The sequence below is a fragment of the Vibrio sp. A37 genome (assembly GCF_059777565.1).
The window spans coordinates 68,728-85,146 of sequence record NZ_JBLNLI010000007.1; the positions used below are offsets into that span (position 1 = coordinate 68,728).

Consider the following 16,419-nt stretch of genomic DNA (forward strand, 5'->3'; position numbering starts at 1 on the left):
CTATCAATCTAACAAAGATAGAAGTGCCAGTTTCCTTACTAGCTAAAGCGACTATCCTTATAGTGAGTCACAAAACCTCTCTTGCGCGAGCATCATTTGAGCAATAAATATCGCCAAGGCTTTTGAGGCTGTTTATAAGGAAATTTAGCTATGACCAGATCGTCAACAATAACTAAATTGCTAGTGTTTGCCTGTATCACGGGTTTTTCAGGAATAAGCTTTGCTCAAAAAGTCATTTACCCCAACATCGATGGTATAGGTAAAGAGTCTATTGGATATAGTGTACTCAAGTTAGCACTAGAACACTCCGAACCTGATATTGAAATTTACGTGGATAAGCAAGAAGTTAATCAGACCCGAGCAAAGTACATGGTCGAAATTGGCCAAGTCGACGTATTTGACTCTGGATTTCAACCGGAACTAGAAGCGCGCTTTAAGCCCATATATCTGCCTATCGATCGAGGTATTCTCGGGTGGCGCCTTTTTATCATTCACAAAGATAACGCTAGCGCTCTGGGTAAAGTACAAAACATTGAGGATTTGAAGCGCTTCTTATTCGGTCAAGGCAGTGGTTGGGGGGATATTGATATTTTAGAGAAGGCTGGATTAAAAGTGATTACCTCTAGCAAAATATCCAACCTTATGGGTATGGTTGCGGGTAAACGGTTCGAGATATTTCCACTTGGTTCCAACGAAGTCTATGCATTTCTCGATAAGTTTGGTTCGAACTACCCCGAGTTAATCATTGACGAAAACGTCTCTCTTATTTACCCATTCGGGCGATTTTTTTATGTAAATAAAGACAATGAGGAGTTAGCTAATAAAATACAAGTGGGGCTTGAACAAGCGCTTAACGATGGTAGCCTGCAGAATTTGCTGAATGAGCATGCCTATTTTAAAGACGCATTCTCAAAAGCCCACTTACACAATCGAGTGCACATTAGAATCGATACGCCAAATTTAACCAGTGGATTTTCCAACATTCCTGCAAAATGGTGGTATACACCGTAAGTTTTATGGGGTGTAGTTCATTTTCGATTAATCTAAGTTAGTTTATATTAGACCTACTTTATTTTATGGGTCTCGTTATGCCAATTAGAAATATTACCATTTTGTCTGCCTCTTTATTATTTGGTATTTATATGGCGCCAGCCTATGCTGACAGTAGTTCTCAGAATGGCCATGAACTGGTGCAAGATGCCTACAAGCCGGGGGCAAGTGTCAAGTTTGATGAAGACCAAGATGAGGTTTATGACGCTGTCCAAAAAGGGCTTATCAGGCCATTTTCTGAACTGTACGACGCCGTGGACAATGAATTAAACGGCCGAGTGATAAAAGTGGAGCTTGAAGAAGATGATGGGCAGTGGTTCTACGAATTGAAATTGGTTCATAATCATAACGTTGTAAAAGTGACTTACAACGCCACTACTCTGGCTTTGATGGAAGTGAAAGGCCATAATATCCTCGAAATAATCAAAAGGTAGAGCACCCAACAAATGAAAATACTAGTTGTAGAAGACGAGCCACGTTTAGGCGAGCAAATCATCGAAACTCTTGAACAAAATGGATGGGTACCTGAACTCTCACAAGATGGTATTGACGCTCTATATCGTGCGACTTCTGAAGAATGGGACACGATTGTTTTAGATCTCGGATTACCCAAACTAGATGGTCTTACGGTTCTCAAAGGCATTCGAGATGAAAACATCAACACTCCAGTCATTATTCTCAGTGCTAGAGATACATTATCTCAACGCGTTGAAGGTCTAAACTCTGGCGCGGACGATTACTTAACAAAACCATTCGAAATGGCAGAGCTCATTGCTCGTATTCGCGCACACTTGCGCAGAGCATCAGGCAACGCGTCGCCAGTAATGCAAATTGGTGATTTAAGCTTAGATACTCGAACCTCAAAAGTTCTTTGGCAAGGTCAAGCTGTTAGCCTGACTGCTTTGGAATATAAAGTGGTAGCCTACTTTATGCATAATCCGGAAAAAGTCATATCCCGAACAGAATTGGTCGAACACATATATAAGCAAGACTTCGATCGTGACTCAAACACCATCGAAGTATTCATTGGACGTATTCGTAAGAAAGTCGCGCCAAAAGTCATCAAAACCGTTCGAGGATTAGGGTATCAATTGAATGCCGGCTAAGCAGAGCTTTATTCAACGATTAAGCTTAAAAAACAGACTACTGCTTGCTGCAATATTGTGGCTAAGCACCATGATCATTGCGGCAGGAATTGGTATTCCGCTGCTGGTAAGAGATTACTTAATCAATGATTTGAAAAGTCAGTTGAACCTCTCTATGGATCAAATTGCTGCTAACATTGAAGCTCGTAATGGCAAGTTGGTCCTAACTACACAGTTATCAGATCCTAGATTTAATCGCCCATATAGCGGCTTATATTGGTCAATTCATACGGGTAAACAAACTCTACGTTCTCGATCACTTTGGGACAAGCATTTTCAGGTTGATAAGAAACCACTTCGAACCGTAGTGAAAGGTGCTCGGGGAGAAAAGCTCATTTATATTAAGCAGGATATATATTTACCTGATTTTCCCAACCCTGTATCCGTCACTATTGGTTCTGATGAGGACCCCATAGAGAGAACGCTTCAGCAACTAACTGGGCAACTTTGGCTGATTCTTGGCTCGTTATTCACCGGTATTTTAGTTTTGATCCGCTTACAAGTGGGCTGGTCGTTAAGACCACTAAATAAAATGCAGCGAGAACTCGCTCTGCTAAAATCAGGTGAACAAAATGCGTTAGATGAAACCTACCCTCATGAAGTATCACCGTTGGTTCATGATCTCAATGCCCTTATTTTCCATTACCAGGAACTGTTAGAGCGAGCGCGAAATCATGCTGGTAACCTTTCCCATGCACTGAAAACTCCCTTGTCTGTACTCAAAAATGAAGTGTCTCAACTGTCTAAAGAGGAACAAAAGAATTTAATTGCTCCTGTTGAACAAATACAAAATCACATTGACTACCACTTAGGAAGAGCCCGAATGGCTGGTTCGATGAACATTCTTGCCGTCAAAGCTCCTGTTAGTGAACGCATTGACGCTATATCTCTAGCTTTCGATAAAGTGTACTCCGAGCGAGGCGTTATTCTAATTAATGAACTAGACACAGATCTTGAAGTATCTGTCGACCCCATCGACTTGGATGAAATGGTCGGTAATTTACTGGAAAATGGCTACAAATGGGCAAAATCCATTATACGTGTCTATAGTGAGACACTTGAAACAGATATCGTGAAAATCTACATTGAAGACGATGGCCCTGGAATAAACCAACAAGATTTAGAGAAAGTGATACAACGCGGTGTCCGGTTAGATGAAACGACGCCAGGATCTGGATTAGGACTCAATATTGTCAGCGAAATGGCTCACAGCTATCGAGGCAATTTAGAGTTGGAAAAAGGAAAAATGGGGGGATTGAAGGCAACATTAACGCTCAAACTTGCCTAAGACTCAAGTCACTTATGCCAACGTAACTAGTAAAAAATTAGGTAGATTTTTACCAACCAAAGTTGTTGCGACGTTAATTTCTATCTCGTGTGGAACGTTGAAGTACCCAACATAATGAAAAGGAAAGCTTCAACATCTTTTGATCAACCATTCAGTGTTATAAAGGGATATCAATGCGAGGATTTTCCAAGAGAAACTCTATATTTCATCTAACCTTTAGCACTACGCCTTCTAAGAATGAATTTTGCAACTACTACAAACAAAACCAATATTGCGAATACTGCTAGTATTTGGTGCTGTTGAATAAATTGTTCAAACACATCCAATAGTGAAAACTGACTGACTCCCATTGCAAGCAAATAGCCCCACAGAATAAACTGTCCAACGCCAAGCACCAACCCGATAGAGGAATAAAAAGTAAAACGGCCCCAACCTATGTTATGGGAACCTGCTACAAAAGGTACAACCCAAGCAACGGGCCCAAGCAAGCGCGCGAAAGCCATGACAAAGTTGCCTCGCCTGTGTAGCAACACTCGACATCGAGCAATTGCTCGGCGAGTTTTTGGCTTCCATCTGACTAATTTTCTTTGCGCTTTGGTTCCAACAAACCTTCCTAACGCAAAACTGGTTTGATCGCCAAGGAAACTACCAAGCACGACAGCAACAACTCCAACCCAACTACCTTGGTGGAGTTGATAGCCTGCAGCCAATAAAAATGGTTCGCCTGGAATAAATAGATTAGGTCCTATTAGTGCGTCCAGAAACGCACCGACAAAAAGTCCGAAACTTTCAAACATCAATTAACTATCTAACCGCAAATTTGGATAAGCTAAGACTATTTAGATGCCAATTAGCGATTGTAGTGGCCAAACTTATATTCTATCTCGTTGTTTCTCATTTCACCAAAAAAAAGGCGTCTGACATTCGCTTTCAGATAAGTCATTCCCATCTTGAATATCCCGTCTTGATCTAACCTTCTCGGATCAAAACCAAAAGTTAAATGCAGAAACCGAAAACGCCACGTTTTACTCGCACGTTTAACGTAATCACAGTCTTCGCACAAAACAATTTTTTCATCAAACCCTTCAATTTCCTCATGCGCACGCTTAGTAGAAAAAATACATGCTCCAACGGCTGTAGGGAAAACAAATTGGGTTGCGAACAAACCAAAGTTAAATAGTGAATATCCCACTTTATGGATAAATGCGAGATCCTTGGCTCCCATATAAACGCCTGCAACTTCTAGCTTTCTGCTTTCCAATTGATTCATTGCGGTTGTTAAAAACGTTGAGCCCAAACGAACATCAGCGTCTAAAAAAAGTAAACGTTCATGTTGAGCTAGTTTGGCACCTGTATTTCTGCCTAAACTGACTCCTCTAGTATCCATTCTATGTATGGTTAAAGAAGGCAAACTTGCCTCATAAGCAGCAGCAACCTCGCACGTAGCATCTTCACTGTTCGAATCTACTAGTATCACCTCAAAGTCCCTGAAGTGTTGTTTGCTTAAATCTTCCATGAGCCGGCCAATGCATTTCTCTTCATTGAGAGTGATTACAATTATGCTTAATTTACTCATCGCCTACTCCTAACATCGATTGATTAGCTTTTAATAAAATTTACGCTAACCCCACTTAACCAATCGTGATAATACAGTTCACTTTCAGTTCATATGCTGACAAACCATAATGCAGCTTTATGACATTTATCTTAATTGGTGTGAGCATCAATCTTGTTGGCACAATAGTTGAACCGTTACACTTAACCACCTCGTTTAATAACTTGTTTTAGATCAAAATGTTACCAAATAGCTTTGCCCCACACCTGATCCAAGTAGCATCTATTTTAATTCCCGACAAACAGCTATAGATTTCGCGACCTACTTTATAGATACTTCCATCAGGGAAGAAGAGTGAAGTAATACATTGAATCTTCTCTTACAAACAAGGGAAAACGAGTCGAATATTGTTGCTCATAGACCAATTGAATGATAGTATCCGCGCTCACTTTGATGGTTTCTATATAAGAGCTATCGAAGCCCACCCATTAAGCAAGGTCGCATTGCTTAATGAGCGAGTTAATTTTTACTAATTTGAGAGTAAAACTATGAAATTTGAAGCAGTAGTACGTACTGAGCTAGGTAAAGGTGCGAGCCGCCGCCTACGTCACGCTGGCCAATTCCCAGCAGTTGTTTACGGTGGTGAAGCAGCCCCTGTATCTATCGCCCTAAATCATGACGATGTTATGAACCAAATGGACAAGCCAGAATTCTACGAAGCAATCACTTTAGTGATCGGCGGCGAAGAAGTTAAGGTTAAGCCACAAGATGTTCAACGCCACGCTTTCAAGCCAAAAGTTGAGCACATGGACTTCATCCGCATCTAATTCCCTACCAAGGAATTAAACGGATAAAATCCAACCTTTTGCATATAAGATAATCGGCTTTACCAACCGAGAAATCTAAAAATTCGAAACCCTGATGCTACCAACATCGGGGTTTCACCGTTTTAGGAATTTGTTATTCTAGATTACAATTAACTTACTTCCTGTAAACCTTTCGCAGGCAATAACTCTTCAACAATTCGTTTAAGCAAATACGTCTCTCGCTCAATAGACATGCCCTTCTTATCACTGCTTGCTATCGTTTGCTCATTATGAGCAATTGCATCAAAAATATTTACCCATTTAGGTGTCATACCGTTATTGATTTCATAGTCTTCCAATGAAGTCTCACCTAACTCACCTTCAATAGTGCATACAAAACAATGTGACTCCATATGCATTATCTCGTAATCCGGCTTGTACCATGGACGAAACTCCTCATAAATACCAAAAGGTTCGATATTGCGTATATTCTTAGCGCCCGTTTCCTCTTTTAATTCACGAACTAGCCCTTGCACTACATCTTCTCCGAGATCAACACCGCCGCCTGGCAGCGTATAGTCATCATAGCGAGTGGTATATAACATCAGAATCTTTTCACCTTTTAGTACAATTCCACGTGCTGCTTTACGATAAAACATACTGCCATCTAAGTTGGCTAGATCAGGATGTATTGAAGAGCGAAGTAAACGCATAGAAGACACTAGAGACATAAGCTGCTCACCGGATTTATCAAGTCTAATTACAAAGCTGCTCATTTTAGCGAAATATACACTCAATACTAGACTTATCGTATTCGCTTATTCATTCGTCCTTTTTCGTCGGTTTACTATTCATAAACGTTACGGTAATAAACATCACCAAAACCATCAGCACCAACATAATTATTAATCCCATCACTTATCCCTACACTATTTTATGTTTCTGGCATAGGACAATAGCTGTTGACCCAAGGGCAAGGTAAAGGCATTTTTCCTAGATTGAACAAATAATGTTGATAAAACATTGCTCGTCTGTCTGAGACAAAAAAAGCCCCAAATTTAAGTAAAAGTTTTGGGGCTGGTGGACTATTTTGAAATCAATGATATTAAGCTAGTTTGAATCGACTGATCATTTGAACTAACTTGACTGAAATACTTTTGAGCTCTTCACTGGAATTAGCCATTTGAGAAGATTCACTTGAGACACTGGCTGACATCTCTCTCAAACTTTCAACGTTGTGATTAACATCTTTAACCCTAAGGGTTTGATCTTCCGAAGTCTGAGCAATATACCTGTTCATCTGCTCTATTTTTTTCACTTCAGCGTCAATTTTATCGAGCGCATCGCCAGCCTGATTAGACAACGTGGATGCACCTGTCGCTTTCTGAGCACTCTGGTTCATAGTGTTCGCGACCACTTCGGCATCTTGTTGTAGTTTCTCTATAATATTCTGGATTTCGATGGTGGAGTCTTGAGACCGAACGGAAAGGGTTCTTACTTCATCTGCGACCACCGCAAACCCTCTCCCGTGTTCTCCCGCTCGAGCAGACTCGATAGCAGCATTTAACGCCAATAAATTGGTTTGTTCGGCAACTTCACGAATGACCTCTAAAACCGTATCAACATTCTTAGCGTCTTCAGAAAGCTTTGTCACTACTCCGCTAGCACTGTGTATTTCCTCAGCTAGCAAAGAAGCTTCATTGACATTCTTACGTATTATAACTTGGCTGCTTTTTGCTTCGTTCATAGCCATGCTACTCGCTTCATTTGCCTCCACAGTTCGTGCAGTCACTTCTTCTACCGTGGACAACATACCACTCATAGAAGTGGCTAATTCATCAACCTCTGACTTTTGTTGACCCAAGCTGTAATCAATATTCTTGATTGACTCCGTTACTTGAACAGACGACGTTGAAACTTGGTTCCCAAGTTCTTTAATACTTTTCATAATATTTTGAATTGATGCAACAAACTGATTGAAGCTTCTAGATAAGTCAGCTAACTCAGGCGAACCATCTTCAGGTAATCGCTGAGTAAGGTCCCCTTCACCCTTAGAAAGGTTTCTCATCGCATTAACCGTTTTCTTTAAAGGAGCTGTAATCGATTTAATGAAAAAGACCATAACTATCGCCAAAATTGCACATATAATCGTGGCTTGCTGAAACGAGCTAGCTTTAGCAGACTGAACATCACTGGTCAAAGCAGCCATGTTCATCCCACTGCCAATTAACCAGCCCCACTCATTGAAGTAGGTTACGTAACTCGTCTTAGGCTTAATTTCATCACTATTTGGCTGTTTCCAAGTGTAGTCAACAAACCCTCCACCACTCTTCGCCGTCTTGAAAAGGTCGACAACGAAAAGCTTACCTTCTGAGTCTTTTAAACCCATTACGTTTTTACCGAGTAATGATTTAATGGGAATAGCGATTTCCACACCATCCTTATCGATAACAAAAATATAGTTGCCACCATCAAATCTCATCGCTGAAACAGCTTTGAGAGCTTCGCTCTGTGCTTTCTCTTTAGAGAGCGTCCCTTCCATGCTTAGTTTGTAATAATGCTGAACAATTCCTTGCGCACTTTCGACCAAGTTGACGACACCGCGTTCATAGTTATTACGCATTAATTGCTGAGTTTTTCTCGCATCAAAGATGACACTAGTAAATAAGGCAATAGCAAACAGTAGCAGTATCAGCCAAATTCTTGCCGCAATAGAAGTTTTCATTAATTTGCTTCTGAGCATATTAAATATCCTAGCCTGTATCGTTTTAGTAAAAACTCGCATTTGTAAATTTAGCAGGTGAGAATCAGTCTTCCACTTGATAGCGTGAGGAATAACTCATTTGGATAATTAATCTTTATTATTGATATATATGATAATTAAAGTGACTGTTTGCAAAGTACTGGGATAAGAGGAAATGGAAGAGCTTAGCGCTAAATGAAAGCAGTGCTCGTTCCTCGATAGAGCAACTGAGCACAGCTCTTTTATTTGAACTTGTTTATAATTTCACATGATGTTGGACCTCTCCGGCATGTGATGCCAGTACAATTTCGGCAAATTCGTCTCTAGATTTTATATAACAATCAATGTTCCATGACTTGGATGTATGTTTAGAGCACGACACTTTCAGCGACCCTAAATTCTGAGGGTTAGGCCGCGCCATTATATCTATCTGGCTCAATTCGTTTCCAACTTTACACGCTTTAGAGTCATATTCATAAAGATTGCAGGAAATCGTGCTTTTCCGGCCTGCGGGAATATTATCAAAGTCAAATGCTGAGTGAATCACATTGCTTCTGTCTCCACAGTAGCTCATGTTTTCCCTGCTAACAACGACTGGACTTATTTTCCATACATGGTGAGCACCATTTATACCGACAAGGTTGTCATTATCTCGACACACGATGGCTGTATCATTTGATAAAAAATTGCCATTTACATGAATCGAGAAATCCCTTCCATAAGCAAAGCTGGAGAGTGAAGTTAAAAGCAAAATCGCTGTGATAAATTTCATAAACTGATCCTAAATAGTGCTTATTAAACTATGACAAAGGTAATAAATATATTTAATCTTCATCATTCCTTTTCTATTCCCCTCCATTTAATTTTTATCCCCGCTACTATAAATTATTACACTTATAGGATACCTAAAATAATTTAACCTAAAGTACTCTTCACATTTATAGAGAGAGCCTTCAGCTCGAACAACTGTACTCTCATTATATGAATTTAATTTAAAATAGAAGCAATTATTCTCTAAGTTATTACGATTTTTGATATATTAGACAAAATAGAAAAATAACAACACGAAAACATATAGATATTTTGTATATCATTCTACTTGTACCAGAGGATCATTACATTGCAACTAAATAGATAAGTAAATTTCCCAATCATAAAATCGATACTACCCTCAAGCATTCAACGAATCTGTTTCATTAATTTTCAGAATGATAATCTATTTATTAAAAAATAAGAGTGAAATGAATTCAATTCATATCCAATACTTAATGAGTATTATTTCAACTATACGTTAACCTATTTCTTATTATTAAACATCAATTTTTATTATAAGGCTTGCTTTCGCTTTCCAATTTAGGAAAACTATAAAATAATCTAACCCTTTGAGTAGGTAACATGTCAAAACGATTTAGCCCATCTTGTGAACGAAATCAGCAACCCATTCTCACTCAGCTTTCTACCCATTTTAAAGGCTGTCATCATGTGCTAGAAATAGGCTCTGGAACGGGTCAACACGCCGTATTTTTTGCAAAGCATTTGCCTCATTTGATATGGCATACTAGCGACCTACAAGAAAATCACACTAGCATTGAGGCTTGGATAGCTGACACTTCAATAAACAATGTCAACCTTCCTCTTCCTTTGACAATCGGGTTAGATAGTTGGCCCAAGATAGAGATAGATGGAGTGTTTACTGCGAATACTACTCATATAATGCAACCTCATGAAGCAGAGGTAATGATGAATCTGGTGGCAAGTAATTTACCAACGGGTGGCGTTTTTTGCCAATATGGGCCAATGAAAATTAATGGTGACTTTACTACCGACAGCAACAAAGAGTTTGATGAATCTTTGCGACAAAGAGGGTTTGGTGGTATCAGAGATATCGAACAGTTAGACAATTGGGCAAAAGACTTGAGCTTGATAGAAAAAATTCCAATGCCAGCAAATAATTTTTTGTTAATTTGGGAAAAATAAACAGGGCTAATTTATGTAAAGACTCATTCTTCAATTAAGAGTTCTTTACATAAAACTTACTATTTTATAGTTTCATTGGTTAAAGTTGGGTTAATTATCTTTAGTTATTTTATGGTAATAAAATTTCATTAGATAGTTATTGTTTTTTTCTTATAACTCCGTATTTTTAATATTATCTCTAACCGTTGGCCTAACTCATGCTTAAGAAAATTTTACCTTTATCCTCTATTTTTGGAATATTATTAGCTAATATAGCCTATGCAGACGTTATCGTTGTTCCTAGCCCTCCAGGCCCTCAGCGACTGGTGTTACTTCCACCTCCTATGCGCCAAGTGACTACTGTAAATATAGTAGAGAACGACAACAACAATAAAGACACAACCCTATATGTAAATAAAACGATTATTGATAATGCCAAAAATACTAAAACTTACGTATATAGTAATGGCACTAAAGAGGTTTACACCGAAAATCAATTAGTCCGAATTATAAGTGCCAATGGTACACAAACAATCTTTGAGAAAAATGGCGATATTGAAGTGGTTCACCCCAATGGAGATAAAGTAATTTACAAGAAAGGAGTAACGCAAAACAGTTCTTCTTAGTTTAAATTCGATTGGAAAGTAGAGTTTATCAGTCACTATTCGCTACGATTAACAATAAGCCGCTGAGCCTAACTAGCTACCACTATATTCGCGACTTTTTTCGGATATTGATATATCACCCCATGGCCAGCATTTTTCAGTAGATCTACTTTTTCCCTAGAAAAGTATTTACTCATAATCAATGCATTGTGATAGTTAATAAAATCGTCTTTCAAACCATGAATAAAGGTTGTAGGTATATTTAGCTGAGCACAATTGTTACGTTTGAGGAGCTGATTCCAACACATGCCACTGTTGATATCATTCCAGTGGCTGGCTAACTGATGCTCAGAGCGAATCACCTGTTTGGGTAAGAAACCGTGCTTCACACGATCTAATCCAAAATCGAGCCATGTAGAGCGACAAATATTGTGAGAGAAAATACCATTTTCACATTCACCACGAGGAAACATATCGTCGATTAAGTCAGATTGTGTCTGCCATTTTCTGAAGGTGGTTTCCTTCCCTTTTCCAAGCAATTCCATATTTTTCAATACTTGAGTATATCTGGCGGTATGTATGTGAGAGTCAAGTCCTCCACCCGGACGACCCGATACAATAAAGAGATGTCTTACTGTACTCGGATAATAGTTTGCATAGCTCAGCGCCACCATCGTTCCAAACGACCAGCCCAACAAATCCACCTGAGAAACTGATCTCCTTTTCTCAATCTGTCGAATCAACGCATTTACTTTGCTAGCTAAGCTGTAAAAATCGAACGTCGAATGAGAAGTGGGTGTAACAGAAAGAATTCCCGGGTAGTCCACAGCATAAACAAAATAGTGTTTTTGCAGGGCGGAAATAAATGCTGTTGGCCAATCGTAACTATCGGTTCCGAATCCATTTAGTAAGATGATAACTGGTTTGTGCTGCCCGTTTTTATTTGAGTACTCTAAGTAGTGAATCGAGCTATGCTTAAGTTCACTGCTATCTTGAGTATTTTGAGTAGCACTACAAGCAGATAAACCCAGTAAGGCTAGGCTGGTTAACACCCTCAAGTTTAAACGCTTGCGAATTAACTGAAACACCGAAACATACCCATCACTTAAATTGAATTATCTACCCCAATTATTTATGACAGTGACGATACACAACCAAACCTAGAAGTTTCAACAAGCAAAGTGTAAATATACAAACAACTAAACGTTTACTTCACTTTGTTCTTAAGAAAATTGTATGCTTCGTTGATAGCAATCATGGCATTCATACCACTAGGATTACGGTCTGGATGAAATTTCAAGCAAGCCACTTTATAGGCTTTTCTAATATCCGCCTTGGATGCATTCGGGCTAACATTTAATAACTTAAACGCACTACTATTTGTCATAATTTTACCCTTCTCATTACGCCTATCACGAGTATTTCAAGAGTTAGAAATAATTAACCTTCTTCAAACAAAATATTCTCATGAAATTTACAAGTCAACGACGCACGAGGCTATTCCAAAGTACCTGTCTCAAAGGTAAGAATAGTCTTAGTAAGGGGGTACTTTTTATCTACGACTTTCGATTAATCTCTTGTCGTACAAATTGTCTAATGTAGTAGATTGATAGAAAAATAGGTCATGCTTTCGAAGGAAGAAAGGCTACTGGGGTCACATTTTGCGCATCATAATGTGATGATTTTTTGGTCTTATCTAGTGATATTTTTCAGTTTTTAACATTTACAGATTCAGAAACTGAAATATTCGACTGTTTTTGGAGCGTGTAAGAATTACTTTACTGATCATCTTTTCTCGATCTCATGCAGAGGGTTAACATTTTAGTTACACTTAAGATATCTGGTTATACCAAGATTCATCACTATATAAGTTCTAGTTTGCAGCAAGATAAAGCAACACTTGATGGTTTTCCAGAATAGTATTTTGTATGTAAACTATACGAAAATTAATAACACCCATGATTCTCGGTATTACTGTTTAACGTTTCACGTGATCCAATTGCTTGTTAAAAGCAATACACAAGGAGCTAGAGATGAATGTACAGGCTTTACCCATGCATCGGTTTATCGATCACAGCGGTAACTGCATCACCCAACTTCCCGAATGGGCCGACTTACCGACGTTAACCCTTTTCTACAAAGACATGGTACTAACACGTGTTTATGACAACAAAGCTGTCGCTCTGCAACGTACGGGCAAATTAGGCACATACCCTTCCCACCTTGGTTCAGAAGCAATCGGCATAGCGATAGGTAAAGGTCTAAGGCAAGACGATGTCTTCGTTCCCTATTACCGAGATATGCCTGCAATGTGGGTTCGCGGTATCCCTATGGAAAAGAACTTACAGTATTGGGGCGGAGATGAACGTGGTAGCGATTTTCATCCTAAGGATGATGGTCAACATTGCCGAGATCTCCCTTTCTGCGTTCCTATTGCAACCCAATGCACTCATGCAGTGGGCGTGGCGGCAGCATTGAAAATAGAGGGCCATCATCACGCATCTCTGGTCACCTGTGGCGATGGCGCCACATCAAAAGGCGACTTCTTAGAGTCCATCAACTGCGCTGGAGCATGGAACGTACCTTTAGTGTTTGTAGTCAACAATAACCAATGGGCAATCTCTGTGCCTCGTAAACTGCAATGCGCCGCAGAGTTTCTATCTGAAAAAGCCAAAGGGGCTGGTATGCCCGGCATCACTGTTGATGGCAACGATGTTGTTGCTATGTATGACGCCATCACAACCGCTTTATCCCGTGCGCGGAAAGGGAAAGGCCCAACACTTATTGAAGCGATAAGTTATCGCCTTAGCGATCACACAACCGCAGATGACGCCACACGATACAGAAGTGAAGATGAACTTCAGCAAGCTTGGCAATATGAACCTATAAGTCGATTGAAAACCTACTTAATAAGTCAAAACGCGTGGTCCGAAGAAGATGAAAATCAGTGGTTAGAACAGTGTAAACTACAAGTCGAAAAAGCTGTTGATAATTACTTAAATACGACCTCCCAAGCTCCCGAAACCGCCTTCGATTATCTGTATGAATCACCCAATAGCGAAATGCAAAAACAACGCGACTTCATCATAAACAAAGCAATGCGCATGCAAGGAGGGAATCATGGCTGAATTGACATTAGTTGAAGCAGTAAACCTCGCCCTTGACTATGAAATGGATCATGACCCTAGTGTGATTGTTTTAGGCGAAGACGTGGGTGACAACGGCGGTGTATTCCGTGCAACCGTTGGGCTAAAAGAGAAATATGGATTAAAGCGAGTGATAGACACACCTCTGGCCGAAGCATTAATCGGCGGCGTATCTGTTGGTATGGCTTCACAAGGGTTAAGGCCAGTTGCAGAATTCCAGTTCCAAGGTTTTGTTTTTCCTGCTCTAGAGCATCTCGTCTGTCACGCGGCAAGAATGAGAAACCGGACTCGTGGTCGGCTAACCTGCCCAGCAGTATTCCGAGCTCCCTTTGGAGGAGGAATTCATGCCCCGGAACATCACTCTGAAAGTGTTGAAGCACTTTTTGCCCATATCCCGGGCTTCAGAGTTGTTATCCCCTCTTCTCCACAACGAGCCTATGGACTGCTTTTATCCTCTATTCGTAGTAACGACCCAGTGATGTTCTTCGAGCCAAAGCGCATATACAGAACCGTTAAATCTAATGTAGAAAACAATGGCCAAGCTCTGCCCCTAGATACCTGTTTTACTCTGCGGAAAGGCCGGGACCTTACCTTAGTCACTTGGGGTGCATGCGTGATTGAATCTCTACAAGCTGCAAACAGTTTATCAAAACAAGGCATTGAAGCTGAGGTCATTGATTTAGCAAGCATCAAGCCGATTGATATGTCAACTATATTGAAATCATTGGAAAAAACAGGGCGGCTGTTAATCGTCCACGAAGCGAGTAAAACCTGTGGAGTGGGTGCAGAAATTGTCTCACGTACCGTCGAAACTGCAATGTGCTTGCTAAAAGCGCCACCGAAACGAGTAACAGGAATGGATACGGTTATGCCTTATTACCGGAACGAAGACTACTTTATGATTCAAGAAGACGACATTATTCTCGCGGCAAGAGAGTTGATGGAGGGTTGGAAATGAAGTCTTTTATGCTACCAGATTTGGGTGAAGGTCTCGCTGAATCAGAGATAGTACAATGGCATGTCAATGTTGGTGACACCGTTGAAGTCGATCAGATTGTTCTGACAGTAGAAACCGCTAAAGCTATCGTCGAAGTTCCAGCCCCATACAGCGGTAAAATAGTCAGCCGGCACGGAAATGAAGGAGAACTTATCAACGTCGGCAGCCTTCTGTTAGAAATCGAAGAATTAGAATCAGCAACAACTTCGAGCTCTAGTGCTAAAAAAGATGCAGCCACCGTCGTAGGTAACGTGTCGAGCCAAACTCATCAAGTTGATGTTGACGACTTTTGGATTGGCAGTGACGAAAGTAACTCTCCAGACAAAATTATTACTGCCCTACCTTCAGCTAGACTTCTCGCCCAAGAATTAGGTATAGACTTAAGTTCGGTTAAAGGCAGTGGTCCAGAAAACTTGATATTGGATGCCGATGTCTATGACCAATATGAAAAACAAATACCTGGGACCGAAGTTCTAAAAGGTGCGAGAAGGACAATGGTCAATACCATGACCGAGTCTCACCATAATGTTGCTTCTGTCACTATTACAGAAGAAGCGGTGCTGCTTAACTGGAAACCCAAAGAGGATATATCCATACGTTTAATTCAAGCGATTGTTTATGCTTGTCAAAAAGAACCCGCCCTCAATGCTTGGTTTGATGCCGACACAATGACACGCTGCGTCCATAGCACAGTCAATATCGGTATCGCGGTCGATAGCTCTCACGGGCTCTACGTTCCAGTGCTTAGACATGCCAACGAGTTTTCGCCTGACGCTATTCGCGGATGGTTAGATGCGACAGTCAAAGGCATTCGTGAACGAAAAATAGGTAGAGAACAGCTACAACACGCGACTATTACCCTTTCGAATTTTGGCGCAATAGCTGGAATATTTGCCACTCCGGTAGTCTCCCCTCCCCAAGTTGCAATAGTCGGGGCTGGACGTATTATGGATAAAGTTATCATCCAAGACGGCAAACCAACAACCGTGAAAGCGATGCCTCTTTCGATTACATTTGACCACCGTGCATGTACTGGTGGAGAAGCGGCTCGATTTACCAAAGTGTTGGTTGAACATTTACAAAGTACAAGCGATTAGAAAACCCCTCTCCTTCTACACAATACAATGC

17 protein-coding genes are annotated in these 16,419 nt (G+C 40.3%); 10 read left to right on the forward strand and 7 right to left on the reverse strand.

What is annotated here, in order from left to right:
- Positions 1-150: 150 nt before the first annotated feature.
- The 4 genes from ACM2FC_RS13580 (at position 151) to ACM2FC_RS13595 (ending at position 3,483) form a co-directional block, all read left to right on the forward strand.
- Positions 151-1,011, forward strand: a complete 861-nt coding sequence (locus ACM2FC_RS13580) for a transporter substrate-binding domain-containing protein (RefSeq protein WP_498481478.1) — start codon at positions 151-153, stop codon at positions 1,009-1,011.
- A 77-nt stretch (positions 1,012-1,088) separates the two neighbouring features.
- On the forward strand, positions 1,089-1,484 hold the full coding sequence (locus tag ACM2FC_RS13585) for a PepSY domain-containing protein (protein WP_498481479.1): 396 nt from the start codon (positions 1,089-1,091) through the stop codon (positions 1,482-1,484).
- A 12-nt stretch (positions 1,485-1,496) separates the two neighbouring features.
- Positions 1,497-2,156, forward strand: coding sequence for a response regulator transcription factor (locus tag ACM2FC_RS13590; RefSeq protein ID WP_498481480.1), 660 nt, complete (start codon positions 1,497-1,499; stop codon positions 2,154-2,156).
- Positions 2,146-3,483, forward strand: a complete 1,338-nt coding sequence (locus tag ACM2FC_RS13595; RefSeq protein ID WP_498481481.1) for an ATP-binding protein — start codon at positions 2,146-2,148, stop codon at positions 3,481-3,483. Before ACM2FC_RS13590 ends, ACM2FC_RS13595 begins: the two co-directional genes overlap by 11 nt.
- A 209-nt stretch (positions 3,484-3,692) precedes the next feature.
- On the opposite strand, the gene ACM2FC_RS13600 is transcribed toward ACM2FC_RS13595, so the two are convergent.
- Together ACM2FC_RS13600 and ACM2FC_RS13605 are read right to left on the reverse strand one after the other, a co-directional pair.
- Complete coding sequence (locus ACM2FC_RS13600) at positions 3,693-4,280, reverse strand: DedA family protein (protein ID WP_498481483.1); 588 nt, start codon at positions 4,278-4,280, stop codon at positions 3,693-3,695.
- 53 nt (positions 4,281-4,333) lie between these two features.
- Positions 4,334-5,059, reverse strand: coding sequence for a glycosyltransferase (locus tag ACM2FC_RS13605; protein WP_498481484.1), 726 nt, complete (start codon positions 5,057-5,059; stop codon positions 4,334-4,336).
- Between the two features lie 527 nt (positions 5,060-5,586).
- Here ACM2FC_RS13605 and rplY point away from each other — a divergent pair.
- A complete protein-coding gene (gene rplY / locus ACM2FC_RS13610; protein WP_498481485.1) occupies positions 5,587-5,865 on the forward strand; it encodes a 50S ribosomal protein L25 in 279 nt (92 codons plus the stop codon).
- Between the two features lie 149 nt (positions 5,866-6,014).
- Here rplY and ACM2FC_RS13615 read toward each other — a convergent pair whose 3' ends face one another.
- The 3 genes from ACM2FC_RS13615 to ACM2FC_RS13625 all read right to left on the reverse strand — a co-directional run bounded on the left by ACM2FC_RS13615 (position 6,015) and on the right by ACM2FC_RS13625 (position 9,359).
- A complete protein-coding gene (locus ACM2FC_RS13615; protein ID WP_498481674.1) occupies positions 6,015-6,557 on the reverse strand; it encodes an NUDIX hydrolase in 543 nt (180 codons plus the stop codon).
- 392 nt (positions 6,558-6,949) lie between these two features.
- Positions 6,950-8,587 carry a methyl-accepting chemotaxis protein gene (locus ACM2FC_RS13620; RefSeq protein ID WP_498481486.1) on the reverse strand — a complete coding sequence of 546 codons (1,638 nt, stop codon included), beginning with the start codon at positions 8,585-8,587 and terminating at the stop codon, positions 6,950-6,952.
- A 256-nt stretch (positions 8,588-8,843) separates the two neighbouring features.
- Entirely contained in the window at positions 8,844-9,359 is a 516-nt protein-coding gene (locus tag ACM2FC_RS13625) for a hypothetical protein (RefSeq protein WP_498481487.1), read from the reverse strand.
- Positions 9,360-9,982: 623 nt separating this feature from the next.
- Here ACM2FC_RS13625 and ACM2FC_RS13630 point away from each other — a divergent pair.
- Positions 9,983-10,564: a DUF938 domain-containing protein gene (locus ACM2FC_RS13630; RefSeq protein WP_498481488.1), complete on the forward strand. Its 582-nt coding sequence runs from the start codon at positions 9,983-9,985 to the stop codon at positions 10,562-10,564.
- A 197-nt stretch (positions 10,565-10,761) separates the two neighbouring features.
- Positions 10,762-11,169, forward strand: coding sequence for a hypothetical protein (locus ACM2FC_RS13635; protein ID WP_498481489.1), 408 nt, complete (start codon positions 10,762-10,764; stop codon positions 11,167-11,169).
- A gap of 68 nt (positions 11,170-11,237) precedes the next feature.
- Here ACM2FC_RS13635 and ACM2FC_RS13640 read toward each other — a convergent pair whose 3' ends face one another.
- Both ACM2FC_RS13640 and ACM2FC_RS13645 read right to left on the reverse strand, forming a co-directional pair.
- Complete coding sequence (locus ACM2FC_RS13640) at positions 11,238-12,236, reverse strand: alpha/beta fold hydrolase (RefSeq protein WP_498481491.1); 999 nt, start codon at positions 12,234-12,236, stop codon at positions 11,238-11,240.
- Between the two features lie 119 nt (positions 12,237-12,355).
- Positions 12,356-12,535 (reverse strand): J domain-containing protein, encoded by a 180-nt coding sequence (locus tag ACM2FC_RS13645; RefSeq protein WP_498481492.1) that lies wholly within the window; start codon positions 12,533-12,535, stop codon positions 12,356-12,358.
- Positions 12,536-13,181: 646 nt separating this feature from the next.
- On the opposite strand from ACM2FC_RS13645, the gene pdhA reads away from it, so the two are divergent.
- From pdhA to ACM2FC_RS13660, 3 genes are read left to right on the forward strand one after another with little or no spacing between them, the layout of a single operon-like run.
- Positions 13,182-14,276, forward strand: coding sequence for a pyruvate dehydrogenase (acetyl-transferring) E1 component subunit alpha (gene pdhA, locus ACM2FC_RS13650; protein WP_498481493.1), 1,095 nt, complete (start codon positions 13,182-13,184; stop codon positions 14,274-14,276).
- Entirely contained in the window at positions 14,269-15,252 is a 984-nt protein-coding gene (locus tag ACM2FC_RS13655; RefSeq protein WP_498481494.1) for an alpha-ketoacid dehydrogenase subunit beta, read from the forward strand. The genes pdhA and ACM2FC_RS13655 overlap by 8 nt, the downstream gene beginning before the upstream one ends.
- Positions 15,249-16,388, forward strand: coding sequence for a dihydrolipoamide acetyltransferase family protein (locus tag ACM2FC_RS13660; RefSeq protein ID WP_498481495.1), 1,140 nt, complete (start codon positions 15,249-15,251; stop codon positions 16,386-16,388). The genes ACM2FC_RS13655 and ACM2FC_RS13660 overlap by 4 nt, the downstream gene beginning before the upstream one ends.
- Positions 16,389-16,419: the final 31 nt, after the last annotated feature.